Here is a 24,911-nt window from a genome sequence, read left to right as displayed (position 1 = left end):
TAGCGACAATCATATAGAAAAGGAAGGATAGCATATGAGTTTAGTACCTTATGTCATTGAGCAGACAAGCCGCGGAGAGCGTTCCTATGATATTTATTCAAGACTTTTAAAGGAGCGTATCATTTTCCTCGGAGAAGAAGTAAATGATGTGTCAGCAAGCGTGATCGTTGCACAGCTTCTGTTCTTGGAGGCAGACGATCCGGATAAGGATATCCAGCTGTATATTAACAGCCCGGGAGGATCTGTAACAGCAGGTCTGGCAATCTACGATACAATGCAGTACATCAAGTGTGATGTTTCAACAGTATGTATCGGTATGGCAGCCAGCATGGGCGCATTCCTGCTTTCCGGTGGGAAGAAAGGAAAGAGATTTGCCCTTCCGAACGCTGAAATCATGATTCATCAGCCATCCGGTGGTGCACAAGGACAGGCAACAGAGATTCAGATTGCAGCAGAACATATTCTTCGTACAAAGAAGAAATTGAATGAGATCCTGGCAGCAAATACAGGAAAGCCGCTGGAAGTGATCCAGCAGGATACAGAGCGTGACAATTTCATGTCTGCAGAAGAGGCGAAAGAGTACGGTCTGATTGACGAAGTAATAGTAAACCATTAATTGGTTATTGAGGTGACAGAATATGGCAGGAAAAAAGACTGAGGATATCGTAAGATGCTCGTTTTGTAATAAGACACAGTCCCAGGTTCGTAAGATGATCGCAGGACCGAACGGAACCTATATCTGTGATGACTGTGTTGCTATTTGTACCGAGATTATTGAGGAAGAATTAGATTTTAATGACAGAGCTGCACTTGACGATATTAATCTCCTGACACCGGAAGAGATGAAAGCTTTTCTGGACGAATATGTGATTGGACAGGATGAGGCGAAGAAAGTTCTTTCTGTTGCAGTTTACAATCATTATAAGAGAATTCTGGCAGAACAGGATCTTGGAGTAGAACTTCAGAAGAGTAATATCCTGATGCTTGGACCAACAGGATGTGGTAAGACACTTCTGGCACAGACACTTGCGAAAGTCCTGAATGTTCCATTTGCAATCGCAGATGCTACAGCACTGACAGAGGCAGGATATGTAGGAGAGGACGTTGAAAATATTCTCCTTAAGGTGATTCAGGCAGCAGACGGAGACATCGAGCGTGCAGAACACGGAATCATTTACATTGATGAGATTGATAAGATCACAAGAAAATCAGAAAATCCATCCATCACACGAGATGTTTCCGGAGAAGGTGTTCAGCAGGCACTTTTGAAAATCATTGAAGGAACAGTTGCGTCTGTTCCACCGCAGGGCGGAAGAAAGCATCCACATCAGGAGTTGATCCAGATTGATACAACGAATATCTTGTTTATCTGTGGTGGTGCTTTTGAAGGAATCGATAAGATCATTGAGACAAGAATCGATAGAAAATCAATCGGATTCAATGCAGAGATCGCATCAAAACATGAGTACGATATGGATGTACTTCTTCAGGAAGCACTTCCACAGGATCTTGTAAAGTTTGGTTTGATCCCTGAGCTGGTCGGAAGACTTCCGGTGACAGTATCATTGGATCTTCTGGATAAGGATGCATTGATACGCATTCTTACAGAGCCAAAAAGTGCGATCGTAAAACAGTATCAGAAGCTTCTGGAGCTGGATGGCGTGAAGCTTGAATTTGATAAAGATGCTCTGTTAGAAATAGCAGAGACAACATTGAAGCGTAAGACAGGTGCGAGAGGTCTCCGTGCGATCATGGAGAATATCATGATGGATACGATGTTTACAGTACCGTCAGATAAGACAATCAAGGAATGCCGCATTACGAAGGAAGCGGTTCTTGGAGTGGAAGAACCGAAGTATACTCGTGATAGTGAGGATAGAAAATCATTCCTGACATCTGAGAGCAAATAGTAACTGGATACAGGAATCCTGCAAACAGTTGCGGAGTATAAAACGAGGCGGGAGTGATGGGAGTACCATCCTACCCGCCTTTTCTAACGAGGAGGAATTGAATTGGACAACGAGACAAGAAGTCTCCCTATGGTTGCCTTAAGAGGATTAACAATCATGCCGGAGATGATCGTTCATTTTGATGTGAGCAGAGAACGCTCCATCGCTGCAATTCAACAGGCAATGGTTGAAGAGCAGGAGATATTTCTGGTTGCCCAGAAATCAATAGAGACAGAGAACCCCGGACAGGACGATGTCTATGAGACTGGAACAGTTGCATCTGTGAAGCAGCTGATCAAGCTGTCAAAGAAAGTTGTAAGGGTTCTCGTGGAAGGAAAGAACCGTGCGGTCCTTAAGAAAATTGAAGAGACAGATCCTTATCTTCGTGCAGAAGTAGAAGTTCTGGAAGAACAGGAGATCACGATTCCGGATGATCTGAATGCGGAAGCAATGATGCGCGGATTGAAGGAAATTATTACAGAATATGCAGCAAAGAATGGAAAGATTTCCAAAGAATCTGTTGCAGAAATTCTTGATATTACTGATTTAAAACGTCTGGTAAATGAAGTGGCTGCGAATATTCCATTGAAGTACAAGGATCAACAGGAACTTCTGGAAGAGCTGGATTTCTGGAGTAGATATGAGAAATTATCATTGAAGCTTGTGAATGAGATGCAGATCATGGAGATCAAAGAAGAACTCCAAAGGAAAGTAAAAAATAAAGTAGATAAGCATCAAAAAGAATATCTTTTAAGAGAACAGCTGAAGGTGATTCGCGAGGAATTAGGTGAAGATACTACATTTTCAGATGCAGATGAGTTCGAAGAAGCATGTAGCAAATTAGATGCACCGGAAGAAGTAAAAGAAAAGCTCCATAAGGAAATTGGACGGTTTAAGAACACGATCGGTTCTCAGGCAGAAAATGGAGTAATCCGTACTTATATTGAGACAATCCTGGAGATGCCGTGGAATAAACGTGCCGAAGATAATACAGATATTAACTATGCGAAAGAAGTTTTAGAGGCAGATCATTATGGATTGGAACAGGTGAAAGAAAGAATCCTGGAATTCCTGGCTGTCAGAACACTGACACAGAAGGGGGAAAGTCCTATCCTTTGTCTGGTGGGACCTCCGGGAACAGGTAAAACTTCTATTGCCAAGTCCCTGGCACGTTCTCTTAAGAAACCGTTTGTGCGCATTTCTTTAGGAGGAGTACGTGACGAGGCTGAGATTCGTGGTCACCGCAAGACTTATGTAGGGGCAATGCCTGGAAGAATTGCAAATGGAATCCGTACAGCAGGTGTGAAGAATCCGGTACTCCTTCTGGATGAGATTGACAAAGTAAGTACAGACTATAAAGGGGATACGTTCTCTGCACTTTTGGAAGTACTGGACAGTGAGCAGAACAGTAAGTTCCGCGATCATTATCTGGAAGTGCCGCTCGATCTGTCAGAGGTTACATTTATCACAACAGCGAATACCTTACAGACGATTCCAAGACCACTCCTGGACAGAATGGAGATCATCGAGATCTCAAGTTATACAGAAAACGAGAAACTTCATATTGCAATAGAACATCTGATTCCAAAGCAGCTGGAGAAACATGGAATTACGAATGAACAGTTAAGCTTTAGTAAGAAAGCAATCTGGAAGATCGCACATAACTATACGAAAGAAGCAGGTGTTCGTCAGTTAGAACGTGAAATCGGAAATATTTGCCGTAAGGCGGCGAAAGAGCTTCTTACAACCGAGAAAGAGAAGATTACTGTGACAGATAGAAATCTTCATAAATTCCTTGGAAAAGAGAAATATTCTTATCAGATGGCAAATGCAGCACCGGAGGTCGGTATCGTACGTGGACTTGCGTGGACAAGTGTCGGAGGAGATACGCTTCAGATTGAGGTGAATGTAATGCCGGGCAAGGGAGAAATCATGCTGACAGGACAGCTTGGAGATGTAATGAAAGAGTCCGCCCGTGCCGGAATCAGTTATATTCGATCTGTAAGCAAAAAATATGCAATCGCAGAAGATTTCTTCGAGAAGCATGATATTCATGTGCACATTCCGGAAGGTGCAGTTCCGAAAGACGGACCATCAGCCGGAATCACAATGGCAACAGCAATGCTTTCTGCTGTGACAGGCAAGAAAGTTCGCGCAGATCTCGCAATGACAGGAGAAATCACCTTGAGAGGTCGTGTGCTTCCGATTGGAGGATTGAAAGAAAAACTTCTTGCTGCTAAAAATGCAAGAATACAGACCGTGCTTATTCCAAAAGAGAATACAGCAGATGTGGAAGAACTTTCTTCTGAAATTACAAAAGGTCTGGAAATCATTCCGGTTGAGACAATGGAAGAAGTCTTAAAGAAAGCACTGACAAGATAAAAAGATTGCTTCTGACAGCAGATTGCAATAAAATAGAATGAAAGGAGGAGTAAACGACATGGTCATTAAAAATATAAATCTGGAAACAGTTTGTGGAATCACAAGCGTTCTTCCGGAAAACGATAAGCCTGAGATCGCATTTGCGGGAAAATCAAATGTAGGAAAATCATCACTGATTAATGCACTGATGAACCGCAAGTCTTATGCAAGAATTTCAGCAACACCGGGAAAGACACAGACAATCAATTTCTATACGATTAATGAGGAAATGTATCTGGTCGATCTCCCAGGGTATGGATACGCAAAGGTTTCTGAGCAGGAAAAGATTCAGTGGGGAAAACTGATCGAGCGTTATCTGCATACATCAAAACAGCTTAAGGCAGTATTCCTTTTGATCGATATCCGTCATGATCCATCTGCGAATGATAAAATGATGTATCAGTGGATCCTGGATCAGGGATATCAGCCGATCATTATCGCAACAAAGCTTGATAAGATTAAACGCAGTCAGGTACAGAAGCATATTAAAATGCTGAAGACAGGTCTGCAGCTTGTTCCTGGAACAAAAGTAATTCCATTCTCATCCCAGACAAAACAGGGAAGAGATGAGATTTGGGAATTGATTGAGACAGAATATCTCGGATATGGAAATGACGAGGGGGCAGAGGATGACAAATAAGCGCCCATACTGGCAAGTTGCCGTAAGCTTGCTTTTCAGCATAGCAGCAACAGTTGGATTTATACTGATCGGATGGAAATTACTTGGATTTCTCATGCCGTTTGTGGTTGGATGGATCATTGCATCCATCGCCACACCGGTTGTTAACTGGTTAGAAAAACGTTTGAAGATCAGAAAAAAATTAGGCTCCGCATTGATTATTATCGGAGTCCTGGCGTTGATGGGGACGCTGGGCTACTTTGCTGTCAGTTGGCTGGTTTCAGAAGTCAGCAGTCTGATCAAAGACTTCCCGGAAATGTATGTGCAGCTCGAAAAAGGACTCCATCAAATTGGAATTTCTATGTCCGGAATTTTTAGCAAACTGCCGGATGGAATCCAGAATGGATGGACGACAACTGTTGCGAATTTGGATGACACGATGGGAAATCTGATGTCAAAAATCAGTGAGCCAACGGTAAGTGCCGCAGGAAATATCGCAAAGCGTGTGCCAAGTTATCTGGTATCAACAATCGTTATGGTTATGTCTTCTTATTTCTTTATCTCAGAGCGAGAAGAAGTTGTGACATGGGTCAAACAGATTGCGCCAAAGTCAGTAACTGAACGAATGATCATGGTGATAGATAACCTGAAATATGCGGTTGGTGGATATTTCAAGGCACAGTTTAAGATCATGGGAATTGTATTTTTGATTTTGGCTGTAGGACTTGGATTTTTGAGAGTCCATTACTTTGTATTGTCTGCATTTTTGATCGCATTTCTAGATTTCCTACCATTTTTTGGAACAGGAACTGCGATGATTCCATGGGCTGTATATGCAGTCTTTATGGGAGATTATAAACGTGCGATTATGCTTGTTGTGATCTATGCAATTACGCAAATCGTCAGACAGCTGATCCAGCCGAAGCTTGTCGGAGACAGTGTCGGATTGAATCCGTTGGTTACACTACTTTTGATTTATATTGGATATCGAATTGGTGGTGTGATCTGGATGATCCTTGCTGTTCCGGTTGGTATGGTCATTATAAATATGTGTCAGGCCGGTGCGTTTGATTATATTTTTGATGATATGAAGACGCTGATTGTCGGAATCTTGAAATTAAGAGACGAAGAGTAGTGTAGTTAAGAAACAAGAAAGTAATTGAAAGGAGAAAAATATATGAGCAATTATGATGTAATTATTATCGGTGCAGGACCTGGGGGAATCTTTGCAGCTTATGAGCTGGCAGAGAAAGCACCGGAATTGAAGGTGGCGGTATTTGAAGCCGGCAATCCACTGGAGAAGAGAAAATGCCCAATCGATGGAAAGAAGATTAAGAGCTGTGTGAACTGCAAGACATGCGCGATTATGAGTGGATTCGGTGGAGCAGGAGCATTTTCAGATGGAAAATACAATATCACAAATAATTTTGGTGGAACATTGTATGAGTATATCGGTAAAGAGACAGCAATTGAGCTGATGAATTACGTAGATGAGATCAATGTGAAATTTGGTGGTGAGGGTACAAAAATGTATTCCACATCAGGAACACATATTAAGAAACTCTGTATGCAGAATAAGCTGAATCTTTTGGATGCATCTGTTCGTCATCTTGGAACAGATATCAACTATGTCGTTCTTGAGAATCTCTATGCAAAGTTGAAAGATACTGTAGAGTTCCGTTTTAACTGTCATGTAGATGATGTGGAAGCGATTGACGGCGGATATCGCGTGATTACAAAAGATGGTGTAGATGAATGTAAGAAATGTATCGTTTCTGTGGGAAGAAGCGGAAGTAAATGGATGGAAAAAGTATGTGAAAATCTCGATATCACAACAAAATCCAATCGTGTAGATATCGGAGTCCGTGTGGAACTTCCAGCAGTTATTTTCTCACATCTCACAGATGAACTGTATGAAAGCAAGATTGTCTACAGAACAGAGAAGTTTGAAGATAAAGTCAGAACATTCTGTATGAATCCGAATGGAATCGTTGTAAATGAGAATACAAACGGAATCGTTACAGTAAACGGACATAGCTATGAAGATCCGGCGAAGCAGACAGAGAATACAAACTTTGCGCTTCTTGTGGAGAAACATTTTTCAGAGCCGTTCAAAGACAGTAATGGATATGGTGAAAGTATTGCACGCCTGTCTAATATGCTTGGAGGTGGCGTTCTTGTACAGCGCTTTGGTGATCTGATCCGAGGAAGAAGAAGTACACCGGCACGTATTGCAGAGAGTTTTCTGACACCGACACTTTCCGCAGAACCGGGAGATTTGAGCCTTGTATTGCCGAAACGTATTCTTGATGGAATCATTGAGATGATCTACGCTTTGGATAAGATCGCACCTGGAACAGCAAATGATGATACACTGCTCTATGGTGTAGAAGTTAAGTTCTACAATATGGAAGTGAAACTGGATGAACATCTTGAAACAAAACACAAGGGCCTGTATGTGATTGGAGACGGAAGTGGAGTGACACATTCATTGTCCCACGCATCAGCAAGTGGTGTGTTCGTAGCAAGAGAGATTGCAGAAGAAGTGTAAATTGACAGAAGTTAATAGTTAAAATAAAGGGAAGTTTTTCATTTGCAGAAATTACATGAAGTGTGTTTGTGTATTGCAGGTGAAAAACTTCCCTTTTTTCTTATGTATAAAAAAGAAACTTGAGTTTTTGTTGTTTTTACAAATAAAACAGTTGGATTTTGTTGATTCTTAATTAAAGCGTGTTGAGATTTATTGGAATCTCCTTGACAGAAAGGCATATAGATAGTATTATTTATAGTAAGAGAGTTTATAGCTGAGACTGGGTTACTGTTCACTCCCGTGTCAATCACTTCGCTGATTGACACGGAGGATGCATGTTTTGGCTTGAATGCATCTCGCTCCATCGCCAAAGGCGATTTAAAATGGCGAGATACGTTGCTGGTTACATCGTGTGAACAGTAACGAGACTGGCTGTGAACAGAGAATGTTAGTGGATTAACATACAGGATTGTATGAATGAGAATTACAGAATCTATGTGAAAGAGAGGAACTGACAGATGGCGAATGATCACGGAGAACAGATTAGAATTGTACAGGAAACAGTTGCAGGTAAGGAGATTACATTTGCACATGTAATGGGAGGTCCGGCTCCGATTATTTATCAGAAACTCGGATTAAATCCACATCTGGATTATCGTTCTTCTGCAATTGGAGTTATGAATATGACTCCACCGGAGTCAGCAGTTATCGCATCTGATATTGCAGTGAAAAGCGGTAATGTTTATCTTGGATTCGCAGACCGTTTTACAGGCACACTGATTATTACAGGAGAGATTTCTGATGTTACATCTGCATTGACAGAAGTTGTGGATTATTTCAGAGATTCTCTTGGTTATGTAGTCTGTGATATTACAAAACGATAGGAAGTGCGCTTATGGAACGGGAACGTATAACGAGAGAAGAGCTCATGGAGCGTCTGTTTCATGATGACTATGAGAATCTGAAAGGAAAGAAGCTTCGTATGACTCGTGTGCGCGTGCCGGGGAAGGAAGTCTGCATGGCGCATATTATCAGTAGATCAGATGAGGTTATTTACCAGAATCTTGGATTACATATTGGAACTCATGAAGGTGAGGATCACACAGGAGAGTCTATCGGACTTCTGCGTTTTACACCGTGGGAAGCAGTTGTGGTTGCTGCAGATGTAGCATTCAAGAGCGCAGATGTTGAGATTGGATTTATGGACAGATTCTGCGGGACACTGATTCTGACCGGCGGATTGATACAGGTACAGACAGCGGTGGAAGAAGTAGTTCGATTTTTTAATGAGAGACTTGGCTTTGCAGTGTGCGAGGTTCATAGAAGTTAAGAAGACAGAGGCGTAACAGGATGAAAAAGATATTTTTGATGGGGAGAAGTGAAGCGGGGAAGACTTCACTGACGCAGGCTCTTAAGGGAGAAGAACTGCATTATGTGAAGACACAGTATACGAATACAGAAGATGATACGATCGACTCTCCGGGAGAGTATGCAGAGTCTAAGCATTTCAGTGTTGGACTTGCCTGTTTTTCATTTGAGGCAGACGTGATTGCCATGGTGCAGGCTGCAGATGAACCGTTCAATCTGTTCGGACCTGGAAGCAGATGTTTTATCCAACGTCCATTGATCGGAATCATTACAAAGATTGATTCACCGTACGCAAATGTTGATATGGTGAGACTTTGGATGAAGAATGCCGGATGTGAGCGCATTTTCGAAGTAAATAATAAGACGCGGGAAGGTATCAAAGAGCTCATAGATTATCTGAATGAGCCTGTGGAAATACTGACATTGGATCGTGCCAGATATAAACAGTCATTGGGATTGAATGACTGGGATCCACTACCGGAAGGTGTAGAGTATCCGGATGGCATGTAGATATCAAAAGATTAAGGTGACTGTTCAGAGCCAACCTTCAAAATGCTACGCATTTTGAAGGTGTGGCGTATCCGCCAAATAAAATTTCAAAAACAGTCTTAAAAATGCAAGCATTTTACATCTGTTTTTGAAATTTTGCTTGGCTCTGAACAGTTACAAATTAAGAAAAATATCCCTCTTGAGATGTTTCTGGAAGATGGAATATGCTATAATGATTATGTAGCAATCAGTTCGACCAACAGAATGACATCAGGAGGGATTTTTATGTTGTGGACAAGAAGTGAATTAAAGGGAAGAGCAAAGTTCCTGTTGAAACAGAATTATTGGTATTCTGTTCTTGCAGCATTGATTTATACATTTCTTTTGGGAAATGGATTTACGCATTCTTATAATGTACTAAAAAATAAGAATAGTGAGGTGGAAACTTCGATACAAGGTTTTCATCCGATCCTAATGTTTGGGATTGCAGCAACTGTAGCAGTTGTGGTTGTAATTTCATTTATTGTATATCTGGCTATTGCCTATTTCCTATGGAATCCAATGACTGTCGGCTGTTGTAAATTTTTCAAAAATGGAAGAGACGGAAGACAGGATGTGAAAGATATTTTCCGTATGGTAAGAGATTGCAATAAGACAGTACGTATGACGATGCTTCTGAAAACAATTTATCTTACATTGTGGTCACTGTTATTTATTGTTCCCGGTGTGATCAAAGGATATGAATATGCAATGGTACCGTATCTTCTGCTCGACCATCCGGAGATGAGCAGACAGGAGATTTTTGCGGAGAGCAAACGAATGATGATGGGGAATAAATGGGATGCGTTTGTGCTGGATCTTTCCTTTATCGGCTGGCATTTGCTGGGGGCATGTACGTTTGGAATCTTAACTTTCCTTTATGTAAATCCGTATCAGTATTATACAGAGGCAGAGTTGTATCATGTGCTGAGAGATAGAATGTAAATATAGATTCATATTATGAAACTTAGAATAAAAAGTTCACGGCTGGTTGTATATGATCAGCTGTGAGCTTTTCTTTTGCAAAATAAAAATAGAAGACAACTCAATATTTTCTATTGACATTAAAAACCAATGTGATAAACTTGTTTATGTGGGAACTGTTCACAAATGAACAATTCACTGGTAAACAGTTCCTGCGTGTGAAGATAGAAAGGAGGATTACAATTTTGTGTGAAGAACATTTTCATATCGGTCCACAGGTACATAAAATGGATCGTTCCATTTCAAAATTACTTGAGGCGAGAGTAAAAGCGGAAGGGTTGGATGAAGTAACCCTTATGCATGGATGGATTTTGCGTTATCTCTATGAACATCAGGATGCAGAGATTTATCAGAAAGACATAGAGAAGTATTTCGGAATCTGCCGTTCGGGAGTAACGAATATCATTCAGGCTTTAGAGAAGAAAGGACTTGTCTGTCGTGCTTCGGTTGCGAGTGATGCAAGGTTGAAAAAGGTTATGCTGACAGAGGCAGGACGCGAAAGTCACGAAAAGCTTGGAGAGATTTTCAAGCGAATGGACGCAGAACTGGAAGAAGGAATTACCGAAGAAGAATTACAGGCATTTTTGAGAGTGACTCATAAGGTTCATCTCAATTTAAGAAAAATGAGAGGAGAGAATTCATGATTCGTACTTTATTAAAAGAAGTAAAAGAGTATAAGGCAGCATCGATCGCGACACCGATTTTCATGATTCTTGAAGTTTTATTTGAGACATTGATCCCGTTTTTGATGGCATCGATCATTGATAAAGGGGTTAATACGGGTGATATCCACCACATTTATAAAGTGGGGGGAATCATGATCGTAGCAGCATTTTTAGGTCTGCTTGCCGGAATGGCGGGAGGACGTTATGGAGCAAAGGCTTCTACAGGTTTCGCAAAGAATTTGAGAAATGCAATGTTTGATCGGATTCAGACATATTCGTTTGCAAATATTGATCATTTCAGTACAGCAGGACTGGTAACGCGTCTGACAACAGATGTAACAAATGTGCAGAATGCGTATCAGATGATGTTACGTATGATGATGAGAGCACCGGCAAGTATGGTATGTGCGATGGTGATGGCATTTGCAATCAATGCAAGGCTGGCAAGTATTTATCTTGTGGCAGTTTTGATTCTTGGAATTATTTTGTTTTTTATTATCCGTCATGCAACTGCATATTTCCAACAGGCATTTCCGAAATATGACGCATTGAATGAGTCTGTTCAGGAAAATGTTTCTGCAATCCGTGTTGTAAAGGCATATGTAAGAGAAGAGGAAGAGACAAGTAAATTCAAACGCGCAAGCAAGAATATTTATGATATTTTTGTAAAAGCAGAGAAGAATGTTATCTGGAATGCGCCGATCATGATGTTTACAGTTTACACCTGTATTATTTTAATCAGCTGGTTCGGTGCGAAAATGATTGTTGTGGATTCTCTTACAACCGGAGAACTGATGAGTCTTCTTGCCTATTGTATGAATATTCTTATGAGTCTTATGATGCTTTCGATGGTTTTCGTCATGATTTCCATGAGTATGGCAAGTATGCGCCGTATTGCGGAAGTGCTGAATGAAAAAACAGATATTCACAATCCAGAGCATCCGGTATATGAAGTCGCAGACGGAAGCATTACATTTAAAAATGTAGACTTTTCTTATAAGAAAGACAGTGCAGAGAAGGTTCTCAAAGACATCAATCTGGAGATTCGTTCCGGAGAAACGATTGGAATTATCGGAGGAACCGGAAGTGCGAAGACAAGTCTGGTCAATCTGATCAGCCGTCTGTATGACGTCACGGACGGAGAGATTCTGGTTGGTGGAAAAAATGTAAAAGAATATGATCTTGAGGTGCTCCGTAATCAGGTGTCTGTAGTGCTTCAGAAAAATGTCTTATTTACAGGAAGTATTTTAGACAATCTCCGTTGGGGAGACAAAGAAGCGACAGATGAAGAGTGTATCCAGGCATGTAAACTGGCCTGTGCAGATGAATTTATCGAGCGCTTCCCGGATAAATATAATACGCATATTGAACAGGGCGGAAACAATGTGTCCGGTGGTCAGAAGCAGAGACTCTGTATTGCAAGAGCATTGCTAAAGAAGCCGAAGATCCTGATTCTTGATGACAGTACAAGTGCTGTTGATACTGCAACAGATGCGAAGATCCGACGTGCATTCCGTGAAGAGATTCCGGATACGACAAAGCTGATCATTGCACAGCGTGTATCCAGTGTTCAGGATGCAGACCGTATTATTGTGATGGATGAAGGAAAGATTCATGGATTCGGAACACATGATGAACTGCTTGTGTCAGATGAGATTTATCGCGAGGTATATGAGTCTCAGACACAGGGAGGCGGAGATTTTGATGAAAATGGAGGTGAAGCATAATGCGCGGACCAATGGGAAAACCAAAGAATAGAGTGGAAAATCCTGGGAAATTACTTAAACGTTTGATGGATTATATTTTCCGGGATTATAAATTTCACTGCATTATAGTATTCATCCTTATTTTTGTAGGAGTTATTGCAAATGTTCAGGGAACAATGTTCACAAGAGATTTGATTGATAAATACATTACACCGTTTTTATTGTCCAGTGATACACCGAACTTTACACCGCTTGCACATGCAATCGGAAAAGTTGCTTGCTTTTATGGAGTCGGAATCGTGGCAACTTATACTTACAACCGAATTATGATCAATGTGACACAGGGAATGATGATGAACATGAGAAATGATCTGTTCAGTCACATGGAGAAACTTCCGATTAAATATTTCGATACACATGCGCATGGCGATATTATGTCAATCTACACGAATGACATTGATACACTTAGACAGATGGTAAGCCAGAGTATTCCGCAGATTATCAACAGTGGATTTACAATTGTCAGTGTATTTATCAGTATGTTGATCTTGAATATTCCACTGACAGCAGTGACGATGGTTATGGTTGCGATCATGATCTGGGGAACAAAGAAAGCTGCCGGACAGAGTGGAAAATATTTCCTTGAGCAGCAGAAGAATCTTGGTAAGGTCAACGGATATATTGAAGAAATGATGAACGGCCAGAAGGTTGTGAAGGTATTCTGTCATGAAGAAGAAAGTAAGACAGAATTCAAAAAGTTGAATGAGGATCTGTTTGTAAGCGCAGACCGTGCAAATACTTATGCAAACTTCCTCGGTCCTATGAATGCGCAGATTGGAAATATCAGTTATGTAATGTGTGCAATCGTTGGAGGTGCACTTGCTCTTAACCATGTCGGTGGATTTACATTGGGCGGTCTGGCAAGTTTCCTTACATTTAATAAAAGCTTCAGTATGCCGATCAACCAGGTGAGCCAGCAGCTGAATGCGATTGTTATGGCACTCGCAGGTGCGGAACGTATCTTTACACTTCTGGATGAAAAAGTGGAAGTGGATGAAGGTTATGTTACATTAGTTAATGCGAAAGAAGAGAATGGAAAACTGACAGAAAGTGAGAAACGTACTGGCCGCTGGGCATGGAAACATACACATCAGGCAGATGGTTCTGTTGATTATGTTGAGTTAAAAGGGAATGTTGTATTTGACGGAGTGGATTTCGGATACAATGATAACAAAATCGTCCTTCATGATGTGAAGTTATATGCAGAACCGGGGCAGAAGATTGCTTTCGTAGGTTCAACAGGAGCCGGTAAGACGACAATTACAAATCTGATCAATCGTTTCTACGATATTCAGGATGGTAAGATCCGCTATGACGGAATTAATATTAACAAGATCAAGAAAGCAGATCTTCGACATTCTCTTGGAATCGTATTGCAGGATACACATTTGTTTACTGGTACAGTGAAAGATAATATTCGTTTTGGAAAGCTGGATGCAACAGATGAAGAAATCATTGCAGCAGCAAAGCTGGCAAATGCAGATGGATTTATCCGCAGACTTCCGGAAGGGTATGACACGGTGATCACCGGAGATGGAGCAAACTTAAGTCAGGGACAGCGACAGCTTCTTGCGATTGCCCGTGCGGCAGTAGCAGATCCACCGGTATTGATTCTGGATGAGGCAACAAGCTCGATCGATACCCGCACAGAGCGTATTATCCAGGAAAGTATGGACCGGCTGATGCATGGGCGTACTACCTTTGTGATCGCACACCGTTTGTCAACAGTTCGTAATTCTGACTGTATCATGGTACTTGAACAGGGAAGGATTATCGAGAGAGGTACACACGACCAGTTGATTGAAGAGAAAGGTAAGTATTATCAGCTGTATACAGGAAATGCAATATCAGCGTAGAAGAAAGTAGAGATAAAAAAGAACTGAACCCAGATAATTAATGTCAATGGGTTCAGTTCTTTTTGAAATAGAAATCAACGTTCAGTAAAATTTAAAGCTTCATGTGCGAGTTTACGTTCAGCTTCCCCAGCAGAACGGTATTTCAAAAGAAAATTCACTTCATTTTTTGTAAGAAGAATGTCGTTTTCACTATTTTCAATTTTAATACAGAAATAGTTTTTTACTTCAACTGATGATGGATTCTTTGCATTGCAGTACTGAGTGATAAGCGAGTCGACAGAGGTGTGATAGATCCAGGATAGTTCAGCAAGAAGTTGAAGGTTTGGTTCACGTACGCCGGTTTCATAATTTGAATAAGCCTGATGAGTGATATGCAGCTTTTTGCCGATCTGAGCCTGCGTGTAGTTATATTGCTTTCTCAAACGCCGTAGATTATCCGCAAGTTGAATATTTGCCATAGTTTCACCTCCGTTTCTATCATCCGTTAAGGTTCAAGGATGTCTTTTCCCTCAATGAGATATTCATAAGAAACGTCGAAAATCTCAGTTAGAGCTTTCAATTCTATGTCTGTAACGTAACGTTTGTTGGTTTCTATTCTTGTAATTACATTTTTGTCCATATCATATCCGCGCAATTGGAGTTTGTAAGCTAAAAGTCTCTGTGACATATGGCGTTGCCGACGAAGTTCAATGAGCCTTTTGCCGATCAGATTCTTCTCTCCGGTAGTAGGTGTTCGTTTTGGCATAGTTCTAATCCCTCCTGCAAATAGTGTGAACAGGTTTGTCTCGTTTTTTGCACTTTTAATGATTTTACATGGAATTGAGTAACCAAATGGTTGGAATAATGAGACAAATGGAAAATAATTGTATGATTTGTAATGATTGATCTCCGAAGATAGTGTATAATGTATTCCAAAGATATTTTAGAGAACTAGGAGAAAATACACCATGTATGAAATAATGACTGCCGATGAAGCAATCCGGCTGATTCGGGACGGAGACTGTATCTGTGTGAATTCATTTGTCGGAATAGAGAATCCAATTGAACTTCACGAAGCAATTTACAGAAGATACCAGAAGATGCAGTCCCCAACACATCTGACAATGATTTCCAGTGCCGGTTTTGGTGTCTGGGATGATGAACATAATGCAGAAGGATACATCAGAGAGGGTGCTGTGGACAAGCTTATCTGCGGGCATTTTGGAGCAATGCTCAGTACAAAGAAACTAGTTTTAGAAGACCGGTTTGAGGCATACAATCTTCCGCTTGGATGCATTTCACATGCAATCCGTGCACAGGCCGGAGGTCTCCCGGGTGCACTTTCAAAGGTTGGCTTGGATATATTTGTAGATCCAAGAAAAGAAGGGCCTGGAATTAACAGAATCTCAATTGATGATTCACTGGTCAGGCATGTGGAAGTGGATGGAGAGGAATTTCTCTATTATAAATTACCGAAAATTAATATTGCACTGATTAAAGGAACAGCAGCAGACCGAAAGGGAAATATTACTTTTGACGATATGTTTATGTCTGGTGATGCGCTGTCTATTTGCCAGGCAGTAAAAGCGAATCGCGGCAAGGTGATCGTACAGGTAGACCGCCTGGTGGACACCCCATCACGACCGAGAAATGCAATTATTCCGGGCTGTCTGGTAGATGCGATCGTTGTAGCAGAACCGGAAGCAAGAAATGAAGCCTATACAGCACTGACTGGAAGCTTTGAGATTCCATATGAAGAGTGGAACACATGGAGTGAGCGTTTAGATTCTGTCTCAGTGAAACAGTCAAAGAACAGTACGGTGGCAAATATCATCGGAAAACGTGCATCGAAGGAATTACGTGTAGATGATATTGTAAATATTGGAATCGGCATTCCGGAGATGGTTTCTCGTTTTGCAAGAAAGAGTGGAATGCTTGATATGGTGACATTGACGGTTGAGTCCGGAGGAATCGGAGGATTTCCGGTTTCAGGAGAAGCATTTGGAGCAATGATCGGTGCGGCATCTGTCTATGATATGGCAAACCAGTTTGACCTTTATGATAATGGTGGTCTCGATGTCTGCTTTATGGGCGCGCTTGAAGTGGATAAAGAAGGAAATGTGAATGCACACCGTGGACCGGGAGCGTTTGCCGGAATCGGAGGATTTGCGAATATCACAGCTAAAACACCAACCGTTGTATTCTGTTTCAGCTTTACGGCAAAAGGACTGGAAGTTTCACAGAAGAAGGGGATTGTTGAAATTGAGAAGGAAGGTTCTATTTCAAAATTTGTAGATCGAGTCAAGAGTATCAGTTTTTCTGCCAGACGTGCGATCGCAAATGGACAGAAGGTACTTTATGTGACTGAACGCTGTGTATTTCGCCTGACACCGAAGGGGTTGAAATTGATAGAAGTATATCCTGGAATCGATGTGCAGAAAGATATTTTAGATCTTCTGCCATTCGAAGTGGAAGTATGATATAGAAAATCAATGCAAAATAAGATGAAGATTTGTTAAAATAGTTCATGGACTTCATCACGTTAAATTGATACAATTTATCCACAGGACAACAGAAAGGACATTATTATTATGGAAAAAGGTACAATTTTTAAATTTCATAATGATCTTGATACAGATCAGATCATCGCATCCCAGTATCTGCTTCTGCCGAACTTAGATGAGATGAAGAGCCATACATTTGAATCATTGGATCCGGATTTTGCGAAAAAAGTAAAACCGGGAGATTTCGTAGTCGGAGGAGAAAATTTTGGTTGTGGATCCTCCAGAGAGCAGGCACCGGGTGTGCTCAAAGCACTTGGAGTACAGGCTGTCATTGCGAAATCATTTGCAAGAATCTTCTATAGAAATGCAATCAATATCGGACTTCCGGTCATTGTCTGTAAGGAGCTTCCGGATGAGGTGAAGACAGGTGATACAATGGAACTTCGCATGTCTGACGGAACAGCTGAGGCGAATGGAAAGACTTATTCCTGTACAAAGCTGCCGGCGTATATGCAGAATATTCTGAATCAGGGTGGACTGATCGCTTCACTGAATAAGGAGGACTAGAACTATGGGAATGACAATCGCAGAGAAGATCATCGCTGCTGCAGCCGGTGTGGACAGCGTAAAACCGGGAGATATCCATACAGTAACATTGGACAGAATGATGAGTAATGATGGAACGACGCATCTTACTGTGGATATGTATAATAACAAATTAAAGAATCCTCGTATTGCAGATCCGAAGAAACTGGTATTCATTGTGGATCATAATGTGCCATCAGACAGTCCGAAGACAGCGGCATCTCAGAAGAAAATGAGAGATTTTGCAAAAGAGAACGGGATTGACTTCTGGGAAGGAAAGGGTGTCTGCCATCAGGTTATGATGGAGAACTATGTCCGTCCGGGAGAACTGATCTTCGGAGCTGACAGCCATACTTGTTCCTACGGAGCACTCGGAGCGTTCGGTACAGGTGTCGGATGTACAGACTTCCTTTATGGAATGGTGACAGGACAGTCCTGGGTACTCGTTCCAGAATCAGTGAAATTCAATCTGATCGGAGAACTTCCGGAAGGTGTTTATGCAAGAGACCTGATCCTGACGATTATCGGCCAGGTTGGTGCGAACGGATGTAACTATCAGGTGATGGAGTTCACAGGAGAAGGAGCAAAGACACTGAGCATCAGTGATCGTATCGCACTTTGCAACATGGCAGTAGAAGCCGGAGCCAAGACGGGTATCTTCGAGGCAGATGAAAAAGCAATGGAATACCTGAAAGAGCATGGCCGTGAGCCGAAAGCTGTATTTCACAGTGATCCGGATGCGCATTATATCAGAGAGTATACAATCGATCTTTCTAAAGTGGAACCGGTCGTGGCAAAACCTGATTTTGTAGATAATTTAAGTCCGGCAAAGGAAGTGCGTGGAATTAAGATTGATGAAGCGTTTTTAGGTTCCTGTAATAATGGACGTATTGAAGATCTTCGTGTCGGAGCAGAAGTTATTAAAGGAAAGAAAGTTGCAGATAAGGTCCGTTTCCTTGTTGTTCCGGCAAGCCAGACAATTTACCGCCAGGCTCTTAAGGAAGGACTTCTTGACATTTTCATGGAGGCAGGTGCAATTGTAATGAATCCGAATTGCAGCGTCTGCTGGGGAAGCTGCCAGGGAGTTATCGGTGAAAATGAAGTTCTGATCAGTACAGGAACACGTAATTTCAAGGGTCGTGCAGGACACCCAAGTTCAAAAGTATATCTTGGATCCGCAGCAACAGTTACAGCATCAGCAATTAAGGGTGAGATCGCACTTGCATCTGATCTGTAAGGTGATGGGAACAAGAGATAATTTACACAGAGAAGAACTTATATATTTTGAGGTGAACTATGGATAAATTTACAGGAAAGGTGTGGGTACTCGGAGATGATATCGATACTGATATCATCATCCCGACAGAGTATCTTGCACTGAAAACAATTGACGATATGAAACAGTATGGATTCAGTCCGCTTCGTCCGGAGTTGGCAGGACAGATCCAGAAAGGTGATATCATCGTTGCAGGAAAGAACTTTGGATGTGGATCTTCCAGAGAGCAGGCACCGGAGATCATCAAAGCACTTGGAATCCAGTGTGTGATCGCAAAATCATTTGCAAGAATCTTTTTCCGCAATTCAATCAACAATGGTCTGCTTTTGATCGAGCAGCCGGATCTGTATGATGATATGAAAGAAGGCGACACAATTGATGTCGTGATGAATCAGCATGTAGACTATAATGGCAAAGAATATCCGATCGCTTCTCTGCCGGAGAATCTGATGAGCATCATTCAGGCAGGCGGACTTGTAAAAGCTATGCGCAAGCTGAATGGACTTGAGGATTGAGCAGAAAGGAGAGCATGATGGGCGAGACGATTATTGAAAAGATTATCAGACATAATACAGGAAAGGCAGTAAAGCCGGGAGATATCGTGACAGTCAATGTTGACAGATGCATGATCCATGATATTTTCATTCCTTTTGTAGCAGATAAATTTGAAGAGATGGGATTTACAAAGCTTCACGATCCGGATAAAGTGGTTTTGATTTATGACCACCTGGTTCCGGCAAGCCAGCAGGATGACACAAGACATTTCCACAAAGGAGATGGATTTGTAGAAAAATATGGACTGACTCACGTACATAGAAGCGACGGAATCTGTCACCAGTTGATGACAGAAGCCGGATATGTGAAACCTGGAGATATCGCATTCGGAACAGACAGCCATACGACAACTTATGGTTGTGTCGGCGCATTTTCATCCGGAATCGGTTATACAGAAATGGCAAGTATTCTCGGAACCGGTACAATGTGGATCAAAGTTCCGGAGACGATCAAAGTTGTGATTGACGGAGAACTTCCGGAAAATGTAATGTCCAAGGATATCATTCTCCGACTGATCGGAGATCTCCGTGCGGACGGAGCAACTTACAGAGCACTGGAATTCTCGGGAAGCACGATTGAGAATATGTCAGTTGCAAGCCGTATGACAATGGCAAACATGGCAATCGAGGCAGGAGCAAAATGTGCTCTTTTCACACCAGATGAGAAGACGGCAGAATATTGTGAGATTGAACTCAACGACTACCAGAAAAGCCTTGTTGGAGATGAAGATGCTGTCTATATGAAGACAATGACATATAAGGCAGAGGATTTCGTTCCGGTTATGGCATGTCCGTCCCAGGTTGATAAGATTAGAGACGTTAGTGAGTTAGAGGGAACAGAGATTGATCAGGTATTCATTGGATCCTGTACAAACGGACGTCTGGAAGACCTCAGAGCTGCAGCAGAAGTACTCAAAGGGAAGAAAGTTGCGGACTTTGTGAAGTTGATCGTTACACCGGCAAGCCGCAAGATCTACAGACAGGCACTGGCAGACGGGACGCTGGACATTCTGGCAGAAGCAGGTGCAATCATCACACATCCGGGTTGCGGACTGTGCTGCGGAAGAACAGGAGGAATCCTTTCTGACGGAGAACGAGTTGTAGCAACGAATAACAGAAACTTCCTTGGGCGTATGGGAACATCTAAGGTAGAGATTTATCTTGCAAGCCCGAGAACAGCAGCGGCATGTGCAGTTGCCGGGAAGATTGTGAATCCGGAATAAGATAATATAGAAATATTAAAAGCTATCGATTACAACAATTAAGATGAAATTTGTTGTAACTGATAGCTTTTTTAAAATGTTGTAACTGTTTTTCTAATTGACACCTTTGAATGATTTTGTTATAGTTAATTCACATCAAAATCTCAGACATATATTTTCTATATTTCATTTGTCTGAATGTGTTATCGAAAGGATAACTTTATCTCATATTCAAGGCTGTATCAGCGGGAGATTCCATTTTGATGAGTTGCAAAATAACAAAAGAATAAAAACCAGGAGGAAGAGTCTATGGGAAAAGCAGATGTTAATGTGAATATCTGGTTAAGCGAGAAGAAAAGATTTGCAAATTTATTTAATGGTGTGATTTATGGTGGAAGACAGGTGATATTGCCGGAGGATTTGGAAGAAGTAAATCCCGTTTCATCTGTCAGCGTAAAAAATCGGGCCGGGAAAACAAAGAACATGAAAAAATACCGCGATATTATTATGAAATGGCGGAATCAGGCTACACTTGTGCTTCTTGCGAATGAATCACAGGATAAAATTCATTATGCGATGCCGCACAAGGTGATGCTTTATGATGGAATGGATTACGAAACACAAATTCGGAATAAATGGAAAAACTTTAATGACCGACGAAAACAGAACAAAAAAGCAGGACAGCCGTTGGAGTATCTTACTGCAGGAGAATATCTGTCGCGATTTCGGAAAAAGGATCGATTGATACCGATTATTTCATTAGTCTTTTACTATGGTTCAGAGCCGTGGGATGGACCTGTTGATCTGTATGATATGTTTCAGTTGGAGGGGACGAAAGAAGAGAACGAAATTTTGGAGAAATATCTTCCGAACTATAAAATTAATCTTGTAGATGCAGAACGATTGGAAGATGTTGAAAAATTTTCGGATGATTTACAAGTGATACTAACTATGCTAAGATATAGGGATAGTAAGGAAGAATTAACGGATTATATTAACGAGAATAAAAAGTTCTTTCAGAACGTTGACTATGAAACGAGTCAGGCAATGAAAGCTTTTCTAAACATGAAACAAATACCAGGTGAAGCAGAACATAAGGAGGAGATGATTGATATGTGTAAGGCAATACAGGAAATGTATAATGATGGAGTTCGACAAGGAAGAGATGAATTGTTAAAGGAATTAATTCAAAGAAAGTTACAGAAGAAAAAAACACCAGATCAGATTGCAGAAGAGTTAGAGGAAAGTGTGGAGTTTATTGGAAAAATTATAAAAGAAATGCAATAGTGCATTGCTAGAAAGTTCATAATTCAGAGATGATTTCAGAAAACAACTATAGAAATTGAAAAAGAAGTGAAAAGAGTTATCTGGAAACATATTGGAAATAACTAGAGGTAAGAAAAATAAAAAGTTATTGATTACAACAATTAAGATGAAATGTGTTGTGATTGATAGCTTTTCTGACATTAAGTGCTATTTAAGGTCTAAAAGTATTCTATTAAAAGACAACAGGATAAAAAAATAAATAACTGTTCAAAAAGCCATGGTAGAAGCTTACTATCCTCTTAAAGACAAGTCTACTTGGGATATATAACAGGTTTTCAGAGAGCATCGATCATAGGTGTGATCAGCATAGTGCAAGCATGGACTTTGACTCGTTTGATCGCGTAAATGCAAAAGGGAAAGCGGTTGAAGTCGCTTTCCCTTAATTTATAACTGTTTGGAATTAATCTCCCAAAATGCGATGCGTATTCTGGACACTTACAGAATATCAATATACTCCCCGGCCAGTGCCTTATTCATGCTTCTTACTGCACAGAATTTTCCACACATACTACAAGTATCGCTGTGGTCATCTTCCGGTTTTCTGCTGTCGCGGATTGCTTTTGCAGTTTCTGGATCCAGAGCACATTCAAACTGTGCATCCCAGTCAAGAACACGGCGGGCATCTGCCATCTTATCATCGATATCTCTTGCACCAGGAATTCCTTTGGCAATATCAGCAGCATGAGCTGCAATCTTAGAAGCAATGATTCCCTGTTTTGTATCTTCAACATTTGGAAGAGCAAGGTGTTCAGCCGGTGTTACATAGCAGAGGAAGGAAGCACCGTTCATTGCTGCAACAGCTCCACCGATCGCGGAAGTGATATGGTCATATCCAGGAGCAATATCTGTAACGATAGGTCCAAGTACATAGAAAGGAGCTCCCATACAGATGGTCTGCTGCACTTTCATGTTAGCTGCAACCTGATCAAGCGGTACATGTCCAGGTCCTTCTACCATAACCTGAACATTATGATCCCAGGCACGTTTTGTTAGCTCACCGAGACGCACAAGCTCTTCAATCTGGCATACGTCTGTAGCGTCAGCCAGACATCCAGGACGGCACGCATCACCAAGTGAGATTGTCACGTCATATTCTTCGCAGATATCAAGAATCTCATCATAGTACTCGTAGAATGGGTTCTCTTCTCCTGTCATGCTCATCCATGCGAATACAAGACTTCCTCCACGGCTTACGATGTTCATTTTACGTTTATGCTTTTTGATCTGTTCAATTGTTTTTCTTGTGATTCCGCAGTGAAGTGTAACGAAGTCAACACCGTCTTCTGCATGCATACGGATGACATCAAGGAAATCCTGTGCAGTCAGAGTAGCAAGATCTCTCTGATAATGAATGACACTGTCGTATACAGGAACTGTACCGATCATAGCAGGACATTCAGAAGTCAGTTTGCGACGGAACGGCTGTGTATCTCCATGGCTGGAAAGATCCATGATAGATTCGGCTCCAAGTTCTACTGCGCTCATTACTTTCTGCATTTCAATATCATAATCCTTGCAGTCACGGGAAACTCCAAGGTTGACATTGATCTTTGTGCGGAGCATGCTTCCGACACCTTCCGGGTTCAGGGCTTTATGATTCTTGTTAGCACAGATTGCAACCTTTCCTTCTGCGACAAGCTTCATTAGTTTGTCAGTGTCCATATGCTCTTTTTCAGCTACTGTTTTGATTTCTGGGGTGAGAATCCCTTTACGAGCTGCATCCATCTGGGTTGTGTAGTTTCTCATGTTGTTTTGCCTCCATTCGTATACGTGAATTATATAATTTTTGACGTCAGCAAAACACGGACAGCGTACACAAGAAAAGCTACGGTTCCATGCATATGAATAGATGCGGAAAGGAACGTAACTGTTTAGCTACACTACCAGCGAATGAGTATAAGATTATGCTGACGCCTTCAACGGAGATGTATTAATGACTGTAAAATAAGAAAGTTATTAATGGAATACTCCGGTGATTACAGATTGATTCTGCATTTTCTTGTGCGGTACAAGGTGGTGTCCCCAATGTATCGCATGTAACTGTTCGGAAATTTTGCAGTTACGGATTAAGAAGTCGGAAAAAGCTGTGCCATTACTCCACTTTTCTGGAATACTGAAATCAGCAGGAATGCCAGGATACTTCCGGCTACTGTTGAGATCAGGAATGGGATCACATAGATAAATAATCCTGCCGGTGCTGCTCCCATAAGGAATAAAGCAACCGGATAAGCAGCAATTCCTCCGAGAATACCTGTTCCAAGTGCTTCTGCAAGACAAGTAAGGCTTAAATTCTTACATTTCTTGTAAACAAGTCCACAGCAGAGAGCTCCGATCATACTACCCGGGAAAGCCATCAGACTTCCGATTCCAAGTATATTGCGCAGAAGGCTTGCACAGAATGCAATTCCAACGCCCCAGCCGGGACCAAGAAGTACGGCTGCAAAGATATTTACCATATGTTGAACCGGTGCACATTTACTTCCGGCTACAGGAAAGCTTAAAAAGCTTCCAACGATGGCAAGAGCGGTGAGAACACCTGCAAGTGCCAGTTTTTTTGTGTTTGTTGTCTGTTTCATAACTTGAGTCTCCTTTCAAATGTAAAAAAGGATCCTCACCTGAGTGAAGATCCTACCAGCTGTCCGAAGTAAAAAGAGATGCAAGGGCATCTCAATCATTACATGGTATCAATTCCCTCCGTTGGCATTATCCAAATCAGGTTTAAACGGGTCGAAACGGTAACACGTCTCCTCTCAGCCGGTTCTGACCAGCTCCCCTTTGACAATATTTAGTTCTTTGTCT

23 protein-coding genes and 1 riboswitch are annotated in these 24,911 nt (G+C 41.5%); of the genes, 19 read left to right on the top strand and 4 right to left on the bottom strand.

What is annotated here, in order from left to right; translation table 11 throughout:
• Positions 1-34 precede the first annotated feature (34 nt).
• From clpP to LI126_RS06965, 13 genes are all read left to right on the top strand, one after another.
• Complete coding sequence (gene clpP / locus LI126_RS07025) at positions 35-616, top strand: ATP-dependent Clp endopeptidase proteolytic subunit ClpP (protein WP_015529615.1); 582 nt, start codon at positions 35-37, stop codon at positions 614-616.
• A gap of 22 nt (positions 617-638) precedes the next feature.
• Positions 639-1,910, top strand: a complete 1,272-nt coding sequence (gene clpX / locus LI126_RS07020) for an ATP-dependent Clp protease ATP-binding subunit ClpX (protein WP_015529616.1) — start codon at positions 639-641, stop codon at positions 1,908-1,910.
• 129 nt (positions 1,911-2,039) lie between these two features.
• Positions 2,040-4,331: an endopeptidase La gene (lon, locus tag LI126_RS07015; RefSeq protein WP_442919968.1), complete on the top strand. Its 2,292-nt coding sequence runs from the start codon at positions 2,040-2,042 to the stop codon at positions 4,329-4,331.
• A gap of 58 nt (positions 4,332-4,389) precedes the next feature.
• Positions 4,390-5,010, top strand: a complete 621-nt coding sequence (gene yihA / locus LI126_RS07010) for a ribosome biogenesis GTP-binding protein YihA/YsxC (RefSeq protein ID WP_015529618.1) — start codon at positions 4,390-4,392, stop codon at positions 5,008-5,010.
• The gene (gene ytvI / locus LI126_RS07005; protein WP_227165098.1) at positions 5,000-6,124 is read left to right on the top strand and encodes a sporulation integral membrane protein YtvI; all 1,125 of its coding nucleotides are present in this window, start codon (positions 5,000-5,002) and stop codon (positions 6,122-6,124) included. Before yihA ends, ytvI begins: the two co-directional genes overlap by 11 nt.
• A 42-nt stretch (positions 6,125-6,166) precedes the next feature.
• Entirely contained in the window at positions 6,167-7,540 is a 1,374-nt protein-coding gene (locus LI126_RS07000; protein ID WP_015529620.1) for an NAD(P)/FAD-dependent oxidoreductase, read from the top strand.
• A 497-nt stretch (positions 7,541-8,037) separates the two neighbouring features.
• Positions 8,038-8,403, top strand: coding sequence for a BMC domain-containing protein (locus tag LI126_RS06995; RefSeq protein ID WP_015529621.1), 366 nt, complete (start codon positions 8,038-8,040; stop codon positions 8,401-8,403).
• A gap of 11 nt (positions 8,404-8,414) precedes the next feature.
• The gene (locus LI126_RS06990) at positions 8,415-8,849 is read left to right on the top strand and encodes a BMC domain-containing protein (protein WP_227165097.1); all 435 of its coding nucleotides are present in this window, start codon (positions 8,415-8,417) and stop codon (positions 8,847-8,849) included.
• A gap of 20 nt (positions 8,850-8,869) precedes the next feature.
• Positions 8,870-9,397, top strand: coding sequence for a EutP/PduV family microcompartment system protein (locus LI126_RS06985; RefSeq protein ID WP_055148280.1), 528 nt, complete (start codon positions 8,870-8,872; stop codon positions 9,395-9,397).
• 264 nt (positions 9,398-9,661) lie between these two features.
• On the top strand, positions 9,662-10,360 hold the full coding sequence (locus LI126_RS06980; RefSeq protein WP_226901256.1) for a DUF975 family protein: 699 nt from the start codon (positions 9,662-9,664) through the stop codon (positions 10,358-10,360).
• A gap of 224 nt (positions 10,361-10,584) precedes the next feature.
• A complete protein-coding gene (locus LI126_RS06975; RefSeq protein WP_226865947.1) occupies positions 10,585-11,043 on the top strand; it encodes a MarR family winged helix-turn-helix transcriptional regulator in 459 nt (152 codons plus the stop codon).
• Positions 11,040-12,791 carry an ABC transporter ATP-binding protein gene (locus LI126_RS06970; RefSeq protein WP_227165096.1) on the top strand — a complete coding sequence of 584 codons (1,752 nt, stop codon included), beginning with the start codon at positions 11,040-11,042 and terminating at the stop codon, positions 12,789-12,791. The genes LI126_RS06975 and LI126_RS06970 overlap by 4 nt, the downstream gene beginning before the upstream one ends.
• Entirely contained in the window at positions 12,791-14,686 is a 1,896-nt protein-coding gene (locus LI126_RS06965) for an ABC transporter ATP-binding protein (RefSeq protein WP_196019929.1), read from the top strand. Before LI126_RS06970 ends, LI126_RS06965 begins: the two co-directional genes overlap by 1 nt.
• A 74-nt stretch (positions 14,687-14,760) precedes the next feature.
• On the opposite strand, the gene LI126_RS06960 is transcribed toward LI126_RS06965, so the two are convergent.
• Both LI126_RS06960 and LI126_RS06955 read right to left on the bottom strand, forming a co-directional pair.
• Complete coding sequence (locus tag LI126_RS06960) at positions 14,761-15,144, bottom strand: helix-turn-helix transcriptional regulator (RefSeq protein WP_227165095.1); 384 nt, start codon at positions 15,142-15,144, stop codon at positions 14,761-14,763.
• 26 nt (positions 15,145-15,170) lie between these two features.
• Positions 15,171-15,431, bottom strand: a complete 261-nt coding sequence (locus tag LI126_RS06955) for a helix-turn-helix domain-containing protein (RefSeq protein ID WP_054752341.1) — start codon at positions 15,429-15,431, stop codon at positions 15,171-15,173.
• Positions 15,432-15,633: 202 nt separating this feature from the next.
• Here LI126_RS06955 and LI126_RS06950 point away from each other — a divergent pair, with 202 nt between their 5' ends.
• From LI126_RS06950 to LI126_RS06925, 6 genes are all read left to right on the top strand, one after another.
• Positions 15,634-17,145: a CoA-transferase gene (locus tag LI126_RS06950; RefSeq protein WP_015529634.1), complete on the top strand. Its 1,512-nt coding sequence runs from the start codon at positions 15,634-15,636 to the stop codon at positions 17,143-17,145.
• Positions 17,146-17,256: 111 nt separating this feature from the next.
• Complete coding sequence (locus LI126_RS06945) at positions 17,257-17,736, top strand: LeuD/DmdB family oxidoreductase small subunit (RefSeq protein WP_020436470.1); 480 nt, start codon at positions 17,257-17,259, stop codon at positions 17,734-17,736.
• Between the two features lie 4 nt (positions 17,737-17,740).
• Positions 17,741-18,991 (top strand): 3-isopropylmalate dehydratase large subunit, encoded by a 1,251-nt coding sequence (locus LI126_RS06940; protein ID WP_015529636.1) that lies wholly within the window; start codon positions 17,741-17,743, stop codon positions 18,989-18,991.
• 59 nt (positions 18,992-19,050) lie between these two features.
• Positions 19,051-19,545: a LeuD/DmdB family oxidoreductase small subunit gene (locus LI126_RS06935; RefSeq protein ID WP_015529637.1), complete on the top strand. Its 495-nt coding sequence runs from the start codon at positions 19,051-19,053 to the stop codon at positions 19,543-19,545.
• Between the two features lie 17 nt (positions 19,546-19,562).
• Positions 19,563-20,807, top strand: coding sequence for a 3-isopropylmalate dehydratase large subunit (locus LI126_RS06930; RefSeq protein WP_227165094.1), 1,245 nt, complete (start codon positions 19,563-19,565; stop codon positions 20,805-20,807).
• Positions 20,808-21,095: 288 nt separating this feature from the next.
• A complete protein-coding gene (locus tag LI126_RS06925; RefSeq protein WP_227165093.1) occupies positions 21,096-22,073 on the top strand; it encodes an Rpn family recombination-promoting nuclease/putative transposase in 978 nt (325 codons plus the stop codon).
• Between the two features lie 474 nt (positions 22,074-22,547).
• Here LI126_RS06925 and thiC read toward each other — a convergent pair whose 3' ends face one another.
• The gene (gene thiC, locus LI126_RS06920; RefSeq protein WP_226901258.1) at positions 22,548-23,858 is read right to left on the bottom strand and encodes a phosphomethylpyrimidine synthase ThiC; all 1,311 of its coding nucleotides are present in this window, start codon (positions 23,856-23,858) and stop codon (positions 22,548-22,550) included.
• 320 nt (positions 23,859-24,178) lie between these two features.
• Positions 24,179-24,688 carry an energy coupling factor transporter S component ThiW gene (thiW, locus tag LI126_RS06915; protein ID WP_015529641.1) on the bottom strand — a complete coding sequence of 170 codons (510 nt, stop codon included), beginning with the start codon at positions 24,686-24,688 and terminating at the stop codon, positions 24,179-24,181.
• Between the two features lie 95 nt (positions 24,689-24,783).
• Positions 24,784-24,897: riboswitch (TPP riboswitch) on the bottom strand.
• Between the last annotated feature and the right edge of the window lie 14 nt (positions 24,898-24,911).

The organism is Mediterraneibacter sp. 210702-DFI.5.30 (assembly GCF_020560115.1).
Taxonomy (GTDB): domain Bacteria; phylum Bacillota; class Clostridia; order Lachnospirales; family Lachnospiraceae; genus Mediterraneibacter; species Mediterraneibacter faecis.
This window is presented reverse-complemented; position numbering and strand designations above follow the sequence as displayed.

Bases quoted from the DNA above. Each gene is read 5' to 3' on its own strand.
- clpP (WP_015529615.1), top strand. From the start codon at position 35: ATGAGTTTAGTACCTTATGTCATTGAGCAGACAAGCCGCGGAGAGCGT.
- clpX (WP_015529616.1), top strand. From the start codon at position 639: ATGGCAGGAAAAAAGACTGAGGATATCGTAAGATGCTCGTTTTGTAAT.
- lon (WP_442919968.1), top strand. From the start codon at position 2,040: ATGGTTGCCTTAAGAGGATTAACAATCATGCCGGAGATGATCGTTCAT.
- yihA (WP_015529618.1), top strand. From the start codon at position 4,390: ATGGTCATTAAAAATATAAATCTGGAAACAGTTTGTGGAATCACAAGC.
- ytvI (WP_227165098.1), top strand. From the start codon at position 5,000: ATGACAAATAAGCGCCCATACTGGCAAGTTGCCGTAAGCTTGCTTTTC.
- LI126_RS07000 (WP_015529620.1), top strand. From the start codon at position 6,167: ATGAGCAATTATGATGTAATTATTATCGGTGCAGGACCTGGGGGAATC.
- LI126_RS06995 (WP_015529621.1), top strand. From the start codon at position 8,038: ATGGCGAATGATCACGGAGAACAGATTAGAATTGTACAGGAAACAGTT.
- LI126_RS06990 (WP_227165097.1), top strand. From the start codon at position 8,415: ATGGAACGGGAACGTATAACGAGAGAAGAGCTCATGGAGCGTCTGTTT.
- LI126_RS06985 (WP_055148280.1), top strand. From the start codon at position 8,870: ATGAAAAAGATATTTTTGATGGGGAGAAGTGAAGCGGGGAAGACTTCA.
- LI126_RS06980 (WP_226901256.1), top strand. From the start codon at position 9,662: ATGTTGTGGACAAGAAGTGAATTAAAGGGAAGAGCAAAGTTCCTGTTG.
- LI126_RS06970 (WP_227165096.1), top strand. From the start codon at position 11,040: ATGATTCGTACTTTATTAAAAGAAGTAAAAGAGTATAAGGCAGCATCG.
- LI126_RS06965 (WP_196019929.1), top strand. From the start codon at position 12,791: ATGCGCGGACCAATGGGAAAACCAAAGAATAGAGTGGAAAATCCTGGG.
- LI126_RS06960 (WP_227165095.1), bottom strand. From the start codon at position 15,144: ATGGCAAATATTCAACTTGCGGATAATCTACGGCGTTTGAGAAAGCAA.
- LI126_RS06955 (WP_054752341.1), bottom strand. From the start codon at position 15,431: ATGCCAAAACGAACACCTACTACCGGAGAGAAGAATCTGATCGGCAAA.
- LI126_RS06950 (WP_015529634.1), top strand. From the start codon at position 15,634: ATGTATGAAATAATGACTGCCGATGAAGCAATCCGGCTGATTCGGGAC.
- LI126_RS06945 (WP_020436470.1), top strand. From the start codon at position 17,257: ATGGAAAAAGGTACAATTTTTAAATTTCATAATGATCTTGATACAGAT.
- LI126_RS06940 (WP_015529636.1), top strand. From the start codon at position 17,741: ATGGGAATGACAATCGCAGAGAAGATCATCGCTGCTGCAGCCGGTGTG.
- LI126_RS06935 (WP_015529637.1), top strand. From the start codon at position 19,051: ATGGATAAATTTACAGGAAAGGTGTGGGTACTCGGAGATGATATCGAT.
- LI126_RS06930 (WP_227165094.1), top strand. From the start codon at position 19,563: ATGGGCGAGACGATTATTGAAAAGATTATCAGACATAATACAGGAAAG.
- LI126_RS06925 (WP_227165093.1), top strand. From the start codon at position 21,096: ATGGGAAAAGCAGATGTTAATGTGAATATCTGGTTAAGCGAGAAGAAA.
- thiC (WP_226901258.1), bottom strand. From the start codon at position 23,858: ATGAGAAACTACACAACCCAGATGGATGCAGCTCGTAAAGGGATTCTC.
- thiW (WP_015529641.1), bottom strand. From the start codon at position 24,688: ATGAAACAGACAACAAACACAAAAAAACTGGCACTTGCAGGTGTTCTC.